At 56.5% G+C, this 15,933-nt stretch carries 17 protein-coding genes and 1 other RNA gene; 9 read left to right on the plus strand and 9 right to left on the minus strand.

All coding sequences use genetic code 11. The features are described from left to right. The first annotated feature begins 69 nt into the window (after window positions 1-69). The 4 genes from B3I26_RS22340 to B3I26_RS22355 all read left to right on the plus strand — a co-directional run bounded on the left by B3I26_RS22340 (window position 70) and on the right by B3I26_RS22355 (window position 5,402). Window positions 70-2,034, plus strand: coding sequence for an acyltransferase family protein (locus B3I26_RS22340; RefSeq protein ID WP_296260870.1), 1,965 nt, complete (start codon window positions 70-72; stop codon window positions 2,032-2,034). 73 nt (window positions 2,035-2,107) lie between these two features. Beyond that, window positions 2,108-3,574 (plus strand): 4-hydroxy-3-polyprenylbenzoate decarboxylase, encoded by a 1,467-nt coding sequence (gene ubiD / locus B3I26_RS22345; protein WP_296260872.1) that lies wholly within the window; start codon window positions 2,108-2,110, stop codon window positions 3,572-3,574. Then, window positions 3,574-4,542 carry a CDP-6-deoxy-delta-3,4-glucoseen reductase gene (locus B3I26_RS22350; protein WP_296260875.1) on the plus strand — a complete coding sequence of 323 codons (969 nt, stop codon included), beginning with the start codon at window positions 3,574-3,576 and terminating at the stop codon, window positions 4,540-4,542. Before ubiD ends, B3I26_RS22350 begins: the two co-directional genes overlap by 1 nt. A 185-nt stretch (window positions 4,543-4,727) precedes the next feature. Continuing rightward, window positions 4,728-5,402 carry a gamma-glutamylcyclotransferase gene (locus B3I26_RS22355; protein WP_296260876.1) on the plus strand — a complete coding sequence of 225 codons (675 nt, stop codon included), beginning with the start codon at window positions 4,728-4,730 and terminating at the stop codon, window positions 5,400-5,402. Window positions 5,403-5,616: 214 nt separating this feature from the next. Here the strand turns inward: B3I26_RS22355 and glpT are convergent, their stop codons facing one another. Then, entirely contained in the window at window positions 5,617-6,954 is a 1,338-nt protein-coding gene (gene glpT / locus B3I26_RS22360) for a glycerol-3-phosphate transporter (RefSeq protein WP_296260877.1), read from the minus strand. A gap of 326 nt (window positions 6,955-7,280) precedes the next feature. Between glpT and B3I26_RS22365 the strand changes: the two genes are divergently transcribed. The 3 genes from B3I26_RS22365 to B3I26_RS22375 all read left to right on the plus strand — a co-directional run bounded on the left by B3I26_RS22365 (window position 7,281) and on the right by B3I26_RS22375 (window position 9,143). Further along, the gene (locus B3I26_RS22365) at window positions 7,281-7,709 is read left to right on the plus strand and encodes an energy transducer TonB (protein WP_296260879.1); all 429 of its coding nucleotides are present in this window, start codon (window positions 7,281-7,283) and stop codon (window positions 7,707-7,709) included. A 71-nt stretch (window positions 7,710-7,780) separates the two neighbouring features. Then, window positions 7,781-8,539, plus strand: coding sequence for an energy transducer TonB (locus B3I26_RS22370; protein ID WP_296260882.1), 759 nt, complete (start codon window positions 7,781-7,783; stop codon window positions 8,537-8,539). A 67-nt stretch (window positions 8,540-8,606) separates the two neighbouring features. Continuing rightward, on the plus strand, window positions 8,607-9,143 hold the full coding sequence (locus B3I26_RS22375; RefSeq protein WP_296260883.1) for a CbrC family protein: 537 nt from the start codon (window positions 8,607-8,609) through the stop codon (window positions 9,141-9,143). A gap of 96 nt (window positions 9,144-9,239) precedes the next feature. On the opposite strand, the gene B3I26_RS22380 is transcribed toward B3I26_RS22375, so the two are convergent. The 5 genes from B3I26_RS22380 to B3I26_RS22400 form a co-directional block, all read right to left on the minus strand. Beyond that, on the minus strand, window positions 9,240-10,043 hold the full coding sequence (locus B3I26_RS22380) for a hypothetical protein (protein ID WP_296260885.1): 804 nt from the start codon (window positions 10,041-10,043) through the stop codon (window positions 9,240-9,242). A 45-nt stretch (window positions 10,044-10,088) separates the two neighbouring features. After that, window positions 10,089-10,352, minus strand: coding sequence for a bacteriocin immunity protein (locus B3I26_RS22385; protein ID WP_296260887.1), 264 nt, complete (start codon window positions 10,350-10,352; stop codon window positions 10,089-10,091). After that, the gene (locus tag B3I26_RS22390) at window positions 10,349-11,278 is read right to left on the minus strand and encodes an S-type pyocin domain-containing protein (RefSeq protein ID WP_296260888.1); all 930 of its coding nucleotides are present in this window, start codon (window positions 11,276-11,278) and stop codon (window positions 10,349-10,351) included. The genes B3I26_RS22385 and B3I26_RS22390 overlap by 4 nt, the downstream gene beginning before the upstream one ends. Then, complete coding sequence (locus tag B3I26_RS22395) at window positions 11,251-12,342, minus strand: hypothetical protein (protein ID WP_296260889.1); 1,092 nt, start codon at window positions 12,340-12,342, stop codon at window positions 11,251-11,253. Before B3I26_RS22395 ends, B3I26_RS22390 begins: the two co-directional genes overlap by 28 nt. A gap of 166 nt (window positions 12,343-12,508) precedes the next feature. Continuing rightward, window positions 12,509-13,486: an NADPH:quinone oxidoreductase family protein gene (locus tag B3I26_RS22400; protein WP_296260890.1), complete on the minus strand. Its 978-nt coding sequence runs from the start codon at window positions 13,484-13,486 to the stop codon at window positions 12,509-12,511. 133 nt (window positions 13,487-13,619) lie between these two features. Between B3I26_RS22400 and B3I26_RS22405 the strand changes: the two genes are divergently transcribed. Continuing rightward, entirely contained in the window at window positions 13,620-14,030 is a 411-nt protein-coding gene (locus tag B3I26_RS22405) for a flagellar basal body-associated protein FliL (RefSeq protein ID WP_296260891.1), read from the plus strand. A gap of 117 nt (window positions 14,031-14,147) precedes the next feature. Here B3I26_RS22405 and B3I26_RS22410 read toward each other — a convergent pair whose 3' ends face one another. Next, the gene (locus B3I26_RS22410; protein WP_296260892.1) at window positions 14,148-14,597 is read right to left on the minus strand and encodes an EVE domain-containing protein; all 450 of its coding nucleotides are present in this window, start codon (window positions 14,595-14,597) and stop codon (window positions 14,148-14,150) included. A 193-nt stretch (window positions 14,598-14,790) separates the two neighbouring features. Here B3I26_RS22410 and B3I26_RS22415 point away from each other — a divergent pair, with 193 nt between their 5' ends. Beyond that, window positions 14,791-14,940: a hypothetical protein gene (locus B3I26_RS22415; protein WP_296260893.1), complete on the plus strand. Its 150-nt coding sequence runs from the start codon at window positions 14,791-14,793 to the stop codon at window positions 14,938-14,940. A 64-nt stretch (window positions 14,941-15,004) separates the two neighbouring features. Here B3I26_RS22415 and B3I26_RS22420 read toward each other — a convergent pair whose 3' ends face one another. After that, on the minus strand, window positions 15,005-15,631 hold the full coding sequence (locus tag B3I26_RS22420) for a 5-formyltetrahydrofolate cyclo-ligase (RefSeq protein WP_296260894.1): 627 nt from the start codon (window positions 15,629-15,631) through the stop codon (window positions 15,005-15,007). A 98-nt stretch (window positions 15,632-15,729) separates the two neighbouring features. After that, a non-coding RNA gene (gene ssrS / locus B3I26_RS22425) (6S RNA) lies at window positions 15,730-15,908 on the minus strand. Window positions 15,909-15,933: the final 25 nt, after the last annotated feature.

Here is a 15,933-nt window from a genome sequence, read left to right on the forward strand (position 1 = left end):
AAAGGTGGTGTCCCTTTGGGGCACCATTTTTTTTGATTTTTTCTGCATGGAAAGCGGACGAGGAGCGGCATGCACACCTTTGGTAATCGTCGTGATATCGACGGGCTGCGGGCTCTGGCCGTCATTGCGGTGGTGCTTTACCACTTCGGGTTCAGCGCTTTCAGCGGCGGTTTCGTGGGCGTGGACGTTTTTTTCGTCATCTCCGGCTTTTTGATCACCTCAATCATATGTCGAGAAATCAACGCAGGACGCTTCAGTTTTATTGATTTCTGGGCCCGTCGTGCCCGCCGTATCATCCCCGCCTTGAGCGTGGTGATGTTCGCTGTGTTGCTGGTGGGCTGGTTGATGATGCCGGCCAACGACTACTCGCAACTGGGGCGCGCGGTGCGTTATCAGGCGACGTTCGTCTCCAACATCCTGTTCATGCGTCAGGACGGCTATTTCAATCCCGCCTCGGATTTCAAACCGCTGCTGCATACCTGGTCGCTCTCGGTCGAAGAACAGTACTACATCCTTTTTCCGCTGCTGATGGTGCTGCTGACGCGGTACCTGCGGCATTGGCGCTGGATGTTATTCGGCCTGCTGGCGTTGTCGTTCGTGCTCAATGTGTGGGTGATCAAGCGCAACCCCGATGAGGCGTTTTTCCTGCTGCCGATGCGAGCGTGGGAGTTGTTGTGCGGAGCAATGCTGGCGGTATTGCCGGCGTCTGATCGCAAGCTGCCTGCTTGGGTTTATCAAGCCGTCAGCCTGTTAGGGTTACTGGCGGTGCTCTACGCAATTTTCGGTTTCGACAAATACACGCCGTTCCCTGGCTGGGCTGCGCTGCTGCCAGTGCTGGGCGCGACGGCGATGATCTGGGCCAACGGTCAAGCACCGACCCTGGTAGGGCGGCTGTTGAGCTTGCGGGCCATGGTCGCGGTCGGCCTGATTTCCTATTCCTGGTATTTATGGCACTGGCCCGTTTTCGTCTACGCCAATGCCGTGTCTGTGGACGGCATGCAGGCGTGGGAGGCTGGCGGCTGGGTCGTTCTCACCCTCGCGCTGGCGTGGTTGAGCTGGCGCCTGGTGGAATTGCCATTTCGCGATAAACGTTTGCTGTCCGGTCGCAAGCCCGTGTTGTTCGCGGGGCTGGCAACGCTGCTGGTTATAGGTCTGGCCGGCCAGTGGGTGCGATCAAGCGATGGCGTGCCCCATCGGTTATCGGGACAGGCGCTGCAGTATGCGCAGGCTCGCGATTGGAGGCTTGGGCAGATGGATTGCCTGCTGCAACCGGGCAGTAATGACATGAGCAAAGTCTGTCGCTTCGGTGGCGATGAGCAAATCGCGCCGGTGCAACTGGTATGGGGCGACAGTCATGCTGCGGCGTTGATGCCCGCTATCGACGCAGACGCCAAGCGGTACGGGACCGCGGTCTGGCTGGCAAGCCTGTCCGGTTGCCTGCCGATTACGGGGCACGAACCCCGTCAGCAATGTCAGGACTTCAACCAGGCTACCTTGCAATCCATTCGCGAACACAAGGTGCGCGATGTGGTGCTGGCTGCGCGCTGGAGCCTGTATCTGTACGGTGAAGAAGACGGTGACATGCAGCATGTGCTGTATAGAGGCGACAGTCGTTCGGTCGCCGAGCAGAAAGTGGCCAGGGACCTGACGGCGATGGTGCGCAGTTTGCGTGATGCAGGCGCGCAGGTTTGGATTTTCAAAGAGGTGCCACTGCAACGGCAGGGTACGGTGGCGCGTCTGGCGAGCCTGGCAATGGTCGGGCGCTCCGCTGAGCGACTAGGCCGGCCACTTGCCGAACACCTGGCGCGCCAGCAGTTTCTGAATTCGCTGTTCACACAGTTGAGCGAGCAAGACCCTCACGTGCATATCCTCGATCCGACGCCGTTGATGTGCCTTGGGGGCATCTGTCGAGCCGAATTCGACGGCTACTCACAGTACATGGATGAAAATCATCTTTCAGATAAAGGCGGGGAGCGCATGAAGTCGCTGCTAACGCCGATTTTCCTCAGCGAAAATGCCGTTCAAAGCCGCTGATTGCGTGTTCGACAGCTGCTGTCGGCCGTCATAGCAGGTAGGATGTGCATCTATTTGTTAAGTGGCCGGGTTAATGAAATTCAAGGATCTACGGGATTTCGTGCAGCAGCTTGAGCAGCGCGGAGAGTTGAAACGCATTCAGGTGCCCATCTCCCCGGTGCTGGAGATGACCGAAGTGTGCGACCGGACCCTGCGCAACAAGGGTCCCGCCTTGCTGTTCGAAAACCCGACGGGCTTTGATATCCCGGTCTTGGGCAACCTGTTCGGCACGCCGGAACGCGTGGCTATGGGCATGGGCGCCGAGTCAACCGAAGAGCTGCGCGAGATTGGCAAGTTGCTGGCCTTTCTCAAAGAGCCCGAGCCACCAAAAGGCCTGAAAGACGCTTGGTCCAAGCTGCCGATCTTCAAGAAAGTCATCGCCATGGCCCCGAAAGTGGTGAGGGACGCACCGTGCCAGGAAGTTGTAATAGAAGGCGATGACGTCGATCTGGGCATGCTGCCTGTGCAGACCTGCTGGCCGGGCGATGTCGGCCCGCTGATCACATGGGGCCTGACCGTCACCAAAGGCCCGAACAAGGAACGCCAGAACCTGGGCATCTATCGCCAACAGGTCATCGGTCGCAATAAAGTCATCATGCGTTGGCTAAGCCACCGCGGCGGCGCACTGGATTACAAGGAATGGTGCGACAAACATCCTGGCCAGCCATTCCCGGTTTCCGTGGCGCTGGGTGCTGACCCTGCGACGATTCTTGGCGCGGTCACGCCGGTCCCCGACAGCCTTTCCGAGTACGCCTTCGCTGGTCTGCTGCGGGGCAACCGCACCGAGCTGATCAAGTGCCGTGGTAACGACCTGCAAGTGCCGTCGAGTGCGGAAATTGTTCTGGAAGGTGTCATTCATCCGGGCGAAATGGCCGATGAAGGGCCATATGGCGATCACACCGGCTATTACAACGAAGTCGATAGCTTCCCGGTCTTCACCGTCCAGCGCATTACGCACCGCATCAAGCCGATCTATCACAGCACCTATACCGGGCGTCCGCCGGATGAGCCTGCGATCCTGGGCGTGGCGCTGAACGAGGTGTTTGTACCCATCCTGCAGAAGCAGTTTCCGGAGATCACCGACTTCTACCTGCCGCCGGAGGGCTGCTCGTACCGCATGGCGGTGGTGACCATGAAGAAGCAGTACCCGGGCCACGCGAAGCGCGTGATGCTGGGTGTCTGGTCGTTCTTGCGACAATTCATGTACACCAAGTTCGTTATCGTCACCGACGACGACATCAATGCCCGGGACTGGAACGACGTCATCTGGGCGATCACCACGCGCATGGACCCCAAGCGCGATACGGTAATGATCGACAATACGCCAATCGATTACCTCGACTTCGCCTCGCCGGTCTCAGGGCTGGGCTCGAAGATGGGGCTTGATGCCACACATAAATGGCCGGGCGAGACCACCCGTGAATGGGGTCGCGCCATCGTCAAGGACGAAGCCGTCACTCGCCGGATCGACGATATCTGGCATCAGTTGGGAATAGATTGATGCGCGTAACCTTGCAGCCATCAGGCGCAGTACTTCAAACCTTGCCAGGCGAGCGGATTCTCGATGCCGCCCAGCGCCTGGGCTACGAATGCCCGCAAAGCTGTCGCAACGGCAATTGCCATATCTGCTCAGCGCTGCTGGTTGAAGGCAGTGTCGAGCAGGCGGGCGAGGTCAAGGGCCATGGGGAAATCTACACCTGCCTGGCCGTGCCGCAGGAGGACTGCGTGGTGCTGTGGGACAGCGTCTTGCCTCTGGGAGATCTGCCGGTGCGCACGTTCGCTTGTCAGGTTCTCGAGTGTGCCGAAGTCGGCGGCGACGTCTGGCGCGTGACATTGCGTGCCCCGGCCGGCAAGCCGCCGCGCTACCACGCCGGTCAGTACCTGATGATCAATCGCGATGACGGCGAGAAATCCGCCTTCTCGATGGCCTCCGCCCCGGAAAGCGGCCGCGATCTGGAATTCCACGTGCTGGCCCGCGAAGCCAGTGCGCAAAACCTGATCAAACAGCTGCAGCGCGAGGGCATGGCACGTGTCGAATTGCCGTTTGGCGACACGCACCTGGGTGAGCTGCCTGACGGTCCGCTGGTATTGATCGCGGCGGGCACTGGCATGGGCCAGATGCACAGCCTGATCGAGCATTGCCGCTCCAAAGGCTTCCCGTACCCGGTGCACGTGTACTGGGGCGTTCGCCGCCCCGAGGATTTCTACGAACTCAAGCACTGGGACGAGTGGAAGACCCTGCCCAACCTGTACCTGCACAAAATCGTCAGCGATCTGTGCGGCTGGGAAGGTCGCTGCGGAATGTTGCATGAAGCGGTGTGTGAAGACTTTGCGGATCTGAAATCGATTCATGTTTACGCCAGCGGATCCCCCGCGATGGTCTATTCCACATTGGACGCCTTGGTCGTCGCTGGTATGGATGCCCACCAGATGCGCGCCGACGTTTTCGCCTACGCACCGCGTGGCTGACCGTTCGCCCGATGACGAGAGTGGTGGAGAGCTAATTGCATCAGAATACGTGCAGGGTCTGTTTTAAGGCGCTTCGATCCGCACGTTGCTCGTATTGGTGACAAAGTGTTGATCCACTGTTGCCCGAGCCGCTTTGAAAGTATTCAGCACTGCGCTGGCATCCTATCTGCCAGTGAGGGAGCCAGATGGAGAGTCAAATCAATAGCTTGGTGGAAGCCGTACACGACGGTCTAGGCCTGTCTTACCCACCCGTTATCGACCTTGGGCCGAAGCTGACCCGTGAACAACTCCTCGCTTCGATGCACGCCACCATGAGCCGGCACAATGGCGGCCCTGTCTGGCTGTTCGCCTATGGTTCGCTTATATGGCGCCCCGAATGCTCCGCCGTAGAGCGTCAGCGCGGTCGAGTGCACGGCTATCACAGGGGCCTTTATCTGTGGTCCCACGAACACCGCGGCACGCCCGAGCAGCCAGGCTTGGTCTTTGGCCTGGATCGCGGCGGCTCCTGCAGCGGTTTCGCCTATCGTCTTCCAGAAGAAAACATCCAAGCGTCCTTGCTGGCGTTGTGGGAACGAGAAATGCCGTTCCCTTCCTATCGCCCACACTGGCTCAGCTGCCGACTCGAAGATGGCAGCAAAGTCCAGGCCTTAGGCTTCGTGCTAGAGCGGCACCTACCCAGCTACGCCGGAAATCTGCCTGACAGTGTCCTGACCCAAGTGCTGGCCAGTGCCAGCGGTCGCTACGGCACCACTCGCGAATACGTCGAACAGACAATTCATGCACTGCGTAACCATGCAATGCCGGATGTAAGTCTGGAGGAGCGGTTCAAGCGCTGTAAGCCAATCTTATTGGCGGTTTGACGCCACCATGAGACCGTAGCACCGGAGAGTGTCGATCACAGGTTTTGATGACGAGACTCTTGTAGAAGACGCCGGAGGTTACGGCGGCAGCGAAAGCGGTGGGTCAAGCGCACTGATTCACCTGAATCACCGTTTCGCCAATAAGTCGGCCCCTACAGACATCGGAGTCTAGTCCTGCAGGAGCCGGCATGTTGCGCTCGCGCGCTGCTAGGTGCTACCGAGACTGACTCGCCACGCGCGTATGCCGCAGCGTCGGCGCCAGGAACACGATCGACAGCACGCACGCTGCGACCAGAATCACAAAGCCGCCATCCCAGCCGAAATGATCGACGGTGTAGCCCATCAGCGCGCTCGCTGCGACCGAGCCACCCAGATAGCCGAACAGCCCCGTGAAACCCGCAGCCGTACCCGCTGCCTTCTTGGGCGCCAGCTCAAGCGCTTGCAAACCGACCAGCATCACCGGGCCATAAATCAGGAAGCCAATTGAGATCAGCGCGATCATGTCGATCGTCGGGTTACCCGGTGGATTGAGCCAGTACACCAGCGTCGCCACGGTCACCAGCAGCATGAACACAATGCCGGTCAGACCACGGTTGCCGCGGAAAATCTTGTCCGACATCCAGCCGCACAGCAACGTGCCTGGAATGCCTGCCCACTCATAGAAGAAATAGGCCCACGACGTGGTATCAACATTGAAGTGCTTGGCTTCCTTCAAATAGGTCGGTGCCCAATCCAGCACGCCATAACGCAGCAGGTAAACGAAGACGTTCGCCAGCGCGATGTACCAGAGCATCTTGTTGCGCAGCACATATTTGACGAAGATTTCCTTAGCGCTGAATTCTTCTTCATGGCTCGCATCGTAGCCTTCCGGATAATCGTTCTTGTACTCCTCCACCGGCGGCAGCCCCACCGATTGCGGGGTATCGCGCATGGTGATGAACGCAAACAGGGCGACGAACAGCGCGACCGCCGCAGGCACGTAAAACGCGGCGTGCCAGTCGTTGGTCCAGCCCAGGCCCAACAGGAACAGCGGGCCTATCAGGCCACCGCCGACGTTATGCGCCACGTTCCACACCGACACCACGCCGCCACGCTCCTTCTGCGACCACCAATGCACCATCGTCCGCCCGCTCGGCGGCCAACCCATGCCCTGAGCCCAGCCGTTGATGAACAGCAGGATAAACATGATGGTCACGCTCGACGTCGCCCAAGGCGCGAAACCGAACACGAACATCGTCGCGGCCGAGACCAACAGACCGAACGGTAGGAAATAACGTGGATTGGAGCGATCCGACACCAGCCCCATCAGAAATTTCGAGAGACCGTACGCAATGGCAATCGCCGAAATCGCCACGCCCAACTCACCCCGTGTATAGCCCTGATCAATCAGGTACGGCATGGCCAGCGAGAAGTTCTTGCGCAGCAGGTAGTAGCCGGCATAACCGAAGAAAATACCGGCGAAAATCTGCCAGCGCAGGCGGCGGTAAGTGCTATCGACACGCTCGGCAGGCAACGGTGCCTGATGCGCGGCAGGTTTGAAAAAGGCAAACATCGAGACACTCCAGATTTTTATATTGTTATGCGAATCCGAATATTACATTTTCGTTACAGAAAATAGGAAGGGTTCTCGTCGCTCAAAATGCCAGATTCAGGCGATTTTGCGTGTTGGATTACGAACATGGCGTGAATGTGTATTTGCTAGTTGCTCGATTCAGAAGCGTCCTATATGAGAGTAAGAATTGATCACGTTACCGCTGCGTGATCCAGGCCATACCATCGCCGCCATCGATACGTCGGCTTAGGGGGTTCAGGTTGGAAATCTTCGCGTTCATCTGGTCGCTGCTTTTTCCTTCCCAAATGCAGCCTGAAGGTTGGCCGGTGCCTGTCACTTCGCCTGCTCCTGCTTACCCCGGACACCTACTGCGTGCTGAGTACCCGGGCAAGGTGCGCGTTTACCTTACAGTTGACAGCTACGGCGCCATTCTCGGCATCCGGCCTGTGGAACGCTCTCATCCCGACCTTGCGCGGTCTGTCAGGCAGGTCAATGAGCGATGGCGATTCAAGCCTTGGGAGCCCTCCGAGACGCAGCCCCCGAAAACCGAAGTGATGCTGCTTGTGCGGTTTGGCAGCCAGGGCCGCGAGGCGTTTTCCCCTGACATCGCCGTGGGGCTGGAGAACGCCCCCTGTGCCTATCTCAATCAGGAAGTGGCCTTCAGTCGGCAGGATTATCCGAAAGCGCCCCTCAGGGACGTCGATCTGTTCGCTTACACCTTCGAATCTCTGAACAGCCATTTTGTGAGGGTTTAGGTACCGACTCCTGCCACTCGCAAAGACTTGTTTCGGCAAATGAATGACGCGATCCCAGCAGTTGTTGCGCAATGCCAGATTTATCCACAGCAGTGATTTGCCGAGTTTCTGCCCAGGGATGTTCGAAGCGCGCTGAGCTGGACCCAAGTCAGCCCGCCTTAAAGGACTGCTCAAGAAATGAACGGAGTGATTTGGTGAAGACGTTTTTATTAAGCCTTCTATTGCTGTTGATAGGCCCTTCAGAGGCTGTATCGAACGAACTGGACTACGAGCTGCAATCAGCCCCTCGCTATCCGCGCTCGCTGTATGAAAACGGGGTCTCGGGCGTGGCAATCATTGAGTTCAGTGCCCACAGCGATGGCCCAATCACTAACGTCAAAGTCGTCGACAGCTCGCACCTTAAATTCGCCCAGTCAGCCGTGCGAGCGGTTACGCACTGGCGTGTGAAACCCTGGCAGCTGGCGCCGGGCATGCCTGATGTCGGGGGAGTTAGGCAAGAACTCTATTTCACTCACACCGAAGAAGGAAATGAACCCCATCGCTGGATTCGCCAGCGGGTGCGATGGGTTTCCTGTTCAATGTTCAACAACGCGCTGGCCGACTTCCAGGCTCATTCACCTGATCGGGTGTGGGTCGACATGCATTACTTCGCCTACACCTTCAAGGTGCTGGCGAGATCGGCGACCCGGCTGAAGATGACTGACGAGCAAAGAGAGGAGACGGGGCATGCGTTGGTCGCCGCTGTCCCGGAGATTGTCGCGGCGTGCAGGGCGCAGCCGGATAGGCGTTATCGGGATGTGCTGTCGGAAAGGCTTCGAGGGATGCTCTGATCTGGCGATCAGGGGGTTGAAGTACTGAGATTTGCGAACGTATTTATTGAGATGGGTGAAGAAGTTCATGCAAGACAGTTTTCCGATATTCCGCTATCACCGTGATCCAATTTTAACAGGCGCCATTCAGGCAAGTGACGAGGTCTGCGACTGCTGTAAGCGCGCCAGGGGATACGTTTATCGAGGTGGTGTTTATGCTGAACATGACGACGAGATTCTTCTATGTCCATGGTGCATCGCAGATGGTAATGCCGCCGCAAAATTTCATGGTTCGTTTAATCAGGTGGATTCATTGATCGAACATGGCGTGCCTGCGTCAGTGGTGAGGGAGTTGAGTGAGCGAACGCCAGGTTACAGCTCTTGGCAAGAAGTGGTATGGCTGCATCACTGCTCCGACGCATGCGAGTTTCATGGCGATGCGACTGCTGAGGACGTTCGGAATGCGAGTGCTGATACGTTCGAAGCATTTATGAAGGGCCAGGAAGAATACCGAGCGCATTGGATTTCGGTATTTCGTGACTATGAGCCGAATGAGGATCTTGTCTTCTACCGCTATGTCTGCAGGCATTGCCAAGCGGTCCGACTAATGTACGAGTACAGCTGACGCTTTGCCTGGAACCGCCAACAGCAATAACCGATTACGTATGGAAGGCAGATCGTTGATCTGCCTTTTTGGAATGGATTTCCTGCCAGCGTAGCGTTAGCGGGCCGTCGTGGCAGATGTCTCGGTTGTGTTCAAATACGGAGCGATCGTCGAGGCGTAGAGAGTTACTGCCGAATCGATGCTTTGTTTGAGAACCAATGTCGCACGGTCGATTTCTCCCGTCGCTGCGGGGCCGGGAATGAACACAACTTTACGTGCTGGCCCGGTTTCCGAGAGAGTGTCACTCAGCGAGTGTTCGGTGCTGAGTGCCGTTTCAAGCGGTCGAGGCGTCACTACAGGAGCCAACTCCAGCGCGAGTCGCGCTGCCTGGATTGCAGCTGCTTGTGCCTTTTGTTCCGCCAAGGCTTGCGCCGCTGCATAAGCCTGTTGCTCGGCAAGCTGACGGGCTGCTAACTGCGCTGCCTCTTCGGCTTGACGTTGTGCCAGTTGGCGAGCAGCTTCTTCTGCTTGGCGTTGGGCCTGCTGGTGCGCGGCCTCTATCGCGAGCTGATGCGCCTCTTGCTCAAGTCTGGTTTGAACGGAGACAAGGTTTCTTATAAATACCTGCAAATGGTTGACTATCTCGTGGGTGACCCAACGTGGAAATGGTTGGTGAGTCGGTCCGCTGACAAAGCTAAGATCACTGCCCTGTAGCATGTCGAGAATCAGGCTGGCCATCTCACCGTGCGGCGCAAGAGGTTCATACCGAGAGCGCTTCTGGACGATTAGATTTTGAGCAACCGCCCGGTGATGGGCAACCAGCTGGAGAGGCCCCATCCCGGCGGTATGTCCAACTTGGGCAATCAATTCGGAGCGAATAGCATTGGGTAGTTGATTGAGCTGATGAATGACTTCGAGCATGAGTGAGACTTCCTTGTTTATGAGCGTAAGCAGGATGCGTTCAGGTTAATTATCTTCAGGCTTGAACCCAGATTTGCCGTTTGCTGCACGCCATTCTTTGATTGTTTTGACGATACCTTCTGGTGAATTGTCTGAAGAAGGTTTCGGGTAATAAATAAGATCTGACCCATCAGGATGCTCGCTCAGCCTCTCGAATTCTAAAATCGCTCTGGTATGTTGCCGCTCAGTCATATGCTCGGCGGAGCAAATTTCTTTCACCAGTTCCAGAAAACTTTCCTCTGTCATTTGTTGGATAACTGAGTCATTCATTGGTTATCTCCCATTTGACGTAGATCTTTGTGGGTATTGTCATGATTTGCTGGCGTGCTGAACACCATATTATCTATTCCGTAGACCGCACCTCCTTTGGAGATCGGGGCTTTGTGATGAATTTCATACCTAATACGATTACCTTTGCGCTCCTTTTTTGGAACGATCGGAGATTTGCCGCTCTGGATAAGGGCAATGTTTTTTTCATTCATATGTTGAGTAATCTCCGGAAGCTTTGACATTTCTCTCCAGACCGCTTTTCTCAAGCTTTGGAATTGAGAATAATTTTTACCTCGAAGCGCATCTGCCACCGCCGACGGTATCGGCGAACCTAGGCCCTTAGACGCAGCGTTTTCCCAGTTTGAGTCGATAGGACCACCGAAACCACTCACTACCCCAGGCAAATATCTGGGGCTTTTGAACATTACATAAACTGGATCAAGCCCCGATTCATCCGGGAATACCAGCACGTAATCTTCAACTTCCTCAATGTCGTAAGTTGGATAATTCCCCAGAGTTTCCAACGCAGGCGTTAACGGGGTTCCGGAAAATTGATTTACGCCCGGATTTTCGCTCGGAAGAGAGGTAGAGCTATTCCCTGGCGTGACGCTTGGCGTCCAGATCAGAGTCGGTTTCGTATCGCCGTCACGAGTGAACTCATACCCGCTCGTGCCGGGGTTATATACAAACGACCGAACAGGAACTTTCGCTCCTACAGAAACGCCATCAGTTAAGGCCCAAGCAGTGGTTAGCGCTCCCTCCTTTTCCTCAACGCTCATGCGATGCGTGACGTCGATGGTCCCATTGCGGCTCGCGATAAAACCGAGATCTACATTCTTCGCCACGCCCAGCCCAGATGCCGCTGTCGCGAGGATCGAAGGCCCCATCTCGCCGTCAGCTACCTCAGTCGGATACAGCAAAGCCAAATGAGGCAACGCTCGACCCAATAACTTGGAGGCTTGCTGGGTGAATAGCTTTTCTGCGAGAGCTTTCGCTTTTTGCCCAATAGAAGGCAGTTCGTGACCAGGTGCAGTAGGTCCGGCAACGACCGACCAAAACGATTGGCTTCAGCTAGATGCTTGAGTGCCGCGCGCTCAGACTCACGGTCTAACGAGTTGGACTGCTCTGCATATCGATTTGTGAGCGTGTCTGACAAGTGACCAAGATGTTCCGAGGCACGGATGTGCAGATTTGCCTCAAGGGCATCTTTGTAGGCCTGTGTCCAGGCTCGATGTACTTGATGCGCTTGTTCTGCGTTTACACTCCGCGACCCCAAGATCGCTTTATATTGTTCGCCAGTGATCTCTAGTGGATCTTGATTTGCAAAGGCGTACGCTGTTTGACGTTTTTGATTTGAAAGGTCTGAGCGTTGGGAAATCAGGTAATTGATATGAGCTTTTTCATGAATAATCGCGTCTAGCAGCGGCTTGCCCGATAACCCATTCAAGTCTGTCGCAAATTGTGCGTCCGTCGCCAATGCCGTAGGTAGCGTTGCCACCGCATCAATATGTTTCTGATCCAGTTCTGCCTTCGTTGCGGTCTGTGAATGAGAAAGCGTTTCTAATGCATGCTGGTGAGCCGCGATCATACGCTCCCGTTCTGCTTTGGCTTGAGCTTGAGCTTGAGCTTCAACTGCAGCGGCCTGGGCCCGCGCATGCGCCTCCGCTTGGACGCGTGCGTTTGCTTCGGCTTGAAGTTGCGCTTGAGCTCTTGCTTGGGCTTCCGCTGCCGCCTGAGCTTCCGCTCGCGCTTGTGCCTCCTCCTCACGTCGACGCCTTTCAGCTTCCTCTCTGCGTCGGCGCCGCTTTTTGCTGGATTTGCTACTAGTGGTATTGGTAAATCCACTGCCAAAAAAGCCATTGTTACTTGGGCGGTGAGGGCTGCCGTGGGTGATGTTAACGGTGCCCGTAGTACTGTCGGGGTAGTAATTAATTTGTCGTCTGTTACGTGTGGCCAGACAGTTTCTCCTTGTTAGCTGTATGGCATTCAATCAATAGGAGTTTTGTGCAAACACCAGATATATAAATATTATTTTTTTTATGGTTGCTGTGCTATACGCGGGTACTGAATGAGTAAGGGGAATAGCGGGGAATCACATGTGTGCGATAAAAAAGCCCGCCATTGCGACGGGCGTCATGTAAAATAATGGAGTTAAATTATTTAATGCCCACCACCACTTTCCCAACCGCCTTCCTCTGTTCCAGCGATTCAATCGCTTCACCCGCCTGTTCCAGCGGATAAACCTTCGACACCAGTGGCTTCAACTTCCCTTCGGCAAACCATGTAAACAGCTGCTGAAAGTTCGCCGCATTGTCCTGCGGCTGACGCTGTGCAAACGACCCCCAGAAAACGCCAATCACCGATGCGCCTTTCAATAGCGCAAGGTTTACCGGCAGTTCGGGAATACGGCCGCTGGCGAAGCCGACGACGAGGAGGCGGCCGTTCCAGCCAATAGAGCGAATGGCCTGGTCGAAGAGATCACCGCCGACGGGGTCGTAGATGACGTCGACGCCGATGCCGTTGGTCAGGCGTTTGATTTCGTCCTTGAGGTGCGTTTCGCTGTAGTTGATGAGCTCGTCGGCGCCGGCGTTCCTGGCAACTTCCAGCTTATCGGCGCTGCTGGCAGCGGCGATGACGCGGGCGCCCATTGCTTTGCCGATTTCAACGGCTGCCAGGCCAACGCCGCCGGAGGCGCCAAGCACCAGCAGCGTTTCGCCGGGCTGCAGGTTGGCGCGTTGTTTGAGGGCGTGCATGGACGTGCCATAAGTCATGCTGAAAGCGGCCGCGGTGGTGAAGTCCATCGCCTCGGGAATTGGCAGCACGTTGTAGCCGGCGACGGCGACTTGCTCGGCGAAGCTGCCCCAGCCGGTGAGGGCGATCACCCGGTCGCCTACTTTAAGATGGCTGACTTTCTCGCCCACTGCCGCGACGACGCCTGAGGCTTCGCCGCCTGGAGAAAACGGGAAGGGCGGTTTGAACTGGTATTTGCCTTCGATGATGAGGGTGTCGGGAAAATTAACCCCTGCGGCGTGCACGTTCAGCAGTATTTCGTTTTTCTTCGGTTCTGGCGCGGGGATGTCTTCCAGCACCAGGTTTTCGGCGGGGCCGAAGGCTTTGCAGAGCACGGCTTTCATCGGACTATTCCTTTTCCTGTGATGGCCGATAAGTGTAGGTAGAGAGGGTGTGGGGTCAATAAGCATGCCCCGCACTGATAGGTATGCATTAGCTGAAGTAAGCTGTGCCGTGAAGCGGATTGAGGAGTGGATTGTGAAAGCGTGGATTGTGATGTTGTTGGCGTTGTCGATGCCTGTCGTGGCAATGGCCGAGGAGGGCGGCGAGAAGGAGGACCCGAATCAGGTGTCCTATGTGGCGCTGACGCCGCCGTTCGTGGGTAATTATGCGCTGGATGGCGGCCCCAAGCTGCATGTCTACAAGGCGGATGTGGCCTTGCGTGTCACCGGTGCCGAAGCGCAGAAGCTGGTCAAGGCGAACGAGCCGCTGATCCGTAATCAGTTGGTGGCGCTGTTCACCCAGCAGACGATCGACAGCATGGGCAATGTCGACGCCAAGGAGAAGCTGCGCCAGGAAGCGTTGAAACAAACCCAGCAAGTGTTGAATCAGGAGACTGGCAAGCCTGTGGTTGAGGATTTACTGTTCAACAACTTTATTGCGCAGTGATTCTGCGCTGACTTGTGCGGCGGTGGCACACCTTTCGTCGCACGGTTTACCGGTGTTGGCAGTCTTGATGGCGCCACTGCAGCCGCAAAGCCGTACTGCTACAGATAAGCGTTGGATTCAACGCAATCTCAGCACTGCTGCCCATTGCTCGGCCGTTACCGGCATGACGGAAAGACGGCTGCCTTTTTGTACCAGTGGCAGTTGCTCCAGCGCGGCTTGTTGCTTCAGATAGCCCAAGCTTAGGACTTTGGCGAATGTTTCGACGAAAGCCACGTCGATGGCACTCCAGGGGTTCTTTTCCGTGCTCGCTTTGGCGTCGAAGTAGGGGTTCTTTTTGTCCACTGCGGTGGGATCGGGGTACGCGGCTTCGATGATTTTGCCGATGCCTGCGATGCCGGGCTCCGGGCAACTGGAGTGGTAGAAAAAGAATTGGTCACCTACGGCCATTGCACGCAGGAAATTGCGCGCCTGGTAGTTGCGAACGCCGTCCCAGCGAGCTTGGCCAAGTGTCTGCAGGTCGGTGATGGACAGCTCATCGGGTTCGGATTTCATTAGCCAATAGGCCATGTGCAGGGCTCCTGAAGGCGCTTTGGACAAGTTGTCCTACGCTTTTATGACAAACCGACAGTCGGTTGACGCCAGCATTTGCGTGTTGGTTCGCGTTATCGCAGAATGCGCGGATTTTAAGGGGTACACCGTTACGCGGCCTACAGAAACAAGCCGCGGACGTCAGCTTTTTGTTTGCCAAAAGGGGTAATCAATGCAACGCAAGCCGGATTTATTATGGATTTTGGTTATTTTGTTCGGCTTGGGCATTGTCACCACCGGGTACGCACAAAGTCTGTGGGCCGCCAAGCCGGATGCACCGGTTGAGATTACCCAGCAACAGCCCCAACAAGGGCGTCGTTGATTGTGTCGTGCCGGTGGTAGCGATTCGACCACCGGCACGCGAGACTGCTGCACAAATCCTCTGGCTACGCCATGTACCAACGCTTATCCGACACCGTTCCCTGCAACGGCACATCCCAACTGGCCACGGCCAGCTTTGCGACCTTCTGACATTCGTGAGCCAACCCCAGTAAAACCGGTTTCTGCCAGGCTTTGCGACGTGCTCGATACGCAAGGCTGCGGTCGTAGAAGCCACCGCCCATGCCCAAGCGACCGCCCTGGTCGTCGAATCCCACCAACGGCATCAGAATCAGGTCCAGCGCCCAAATCTTGCGCTGTTGCCTGGGGTTGATGTGAGGCTCCTGAATACGAAAACGATTGGGCTTAAATGTGTCCCGTGGCCGTACCCGCTGAAACACCATCTTTGTCCTCGGCCATGCGCTCAGCACTGGCAAATAGGTGGCTTTTCCTCGGCGCTGCGCTTCGCACAGCAGCAGGCGCGGATCGATTTCACCGTCCATCGGAAGGTACAGAGAAACATGCCGGGCGCGACGAAACAGGGGATTTTGCGCCAGCTGTCGGTACAGACCCTGTGCCGCCCGTCGCTGTTCTGCGCGACTGAGCGAGCGACGAGCCTTGCGCAGCAGACGGCGTAACTGAGGGCGAGAGGGCGAAGAAGGATCGTTCAGGGAAGCAGCGCCAGAAGAAGTCATGCAGGCGGTCCATGAGGTTTGGAATGTGATCGTGCGATCAGGTGTGATTCACGATCCCCATCGCCAGACAGGACGCCTGGCAATGGGTTGAAGATTCGAGACTCCCCGACGAACCGCTGTCGGTGTAGCCCTTGAACCCGAAAGTTCAAGGTGGAGATTGCAGGAGGTTTTAAGGCTTTCCGTCGAGCGGACATGCACACCAACCCCAACGTGCAACCCCCGTGGTTGTGCGTATCGGCTCAGGGACATGACCGACTGGCAAGCACTCCAGGGAGCGGAGCCCAGTATACCGAAACATGTTC

It is taken from the genome of Pseudomonas sp. UBA5706 (assembly GCF_002419965.1).
In the GTDB taxonomy this organism is placed as follows: domain Bacteria; phylum Pseudomonadota; class Gammaproteobacteria; order Pseudomonadales; family Pseudomonadaceae; genus Aquipseudomonas.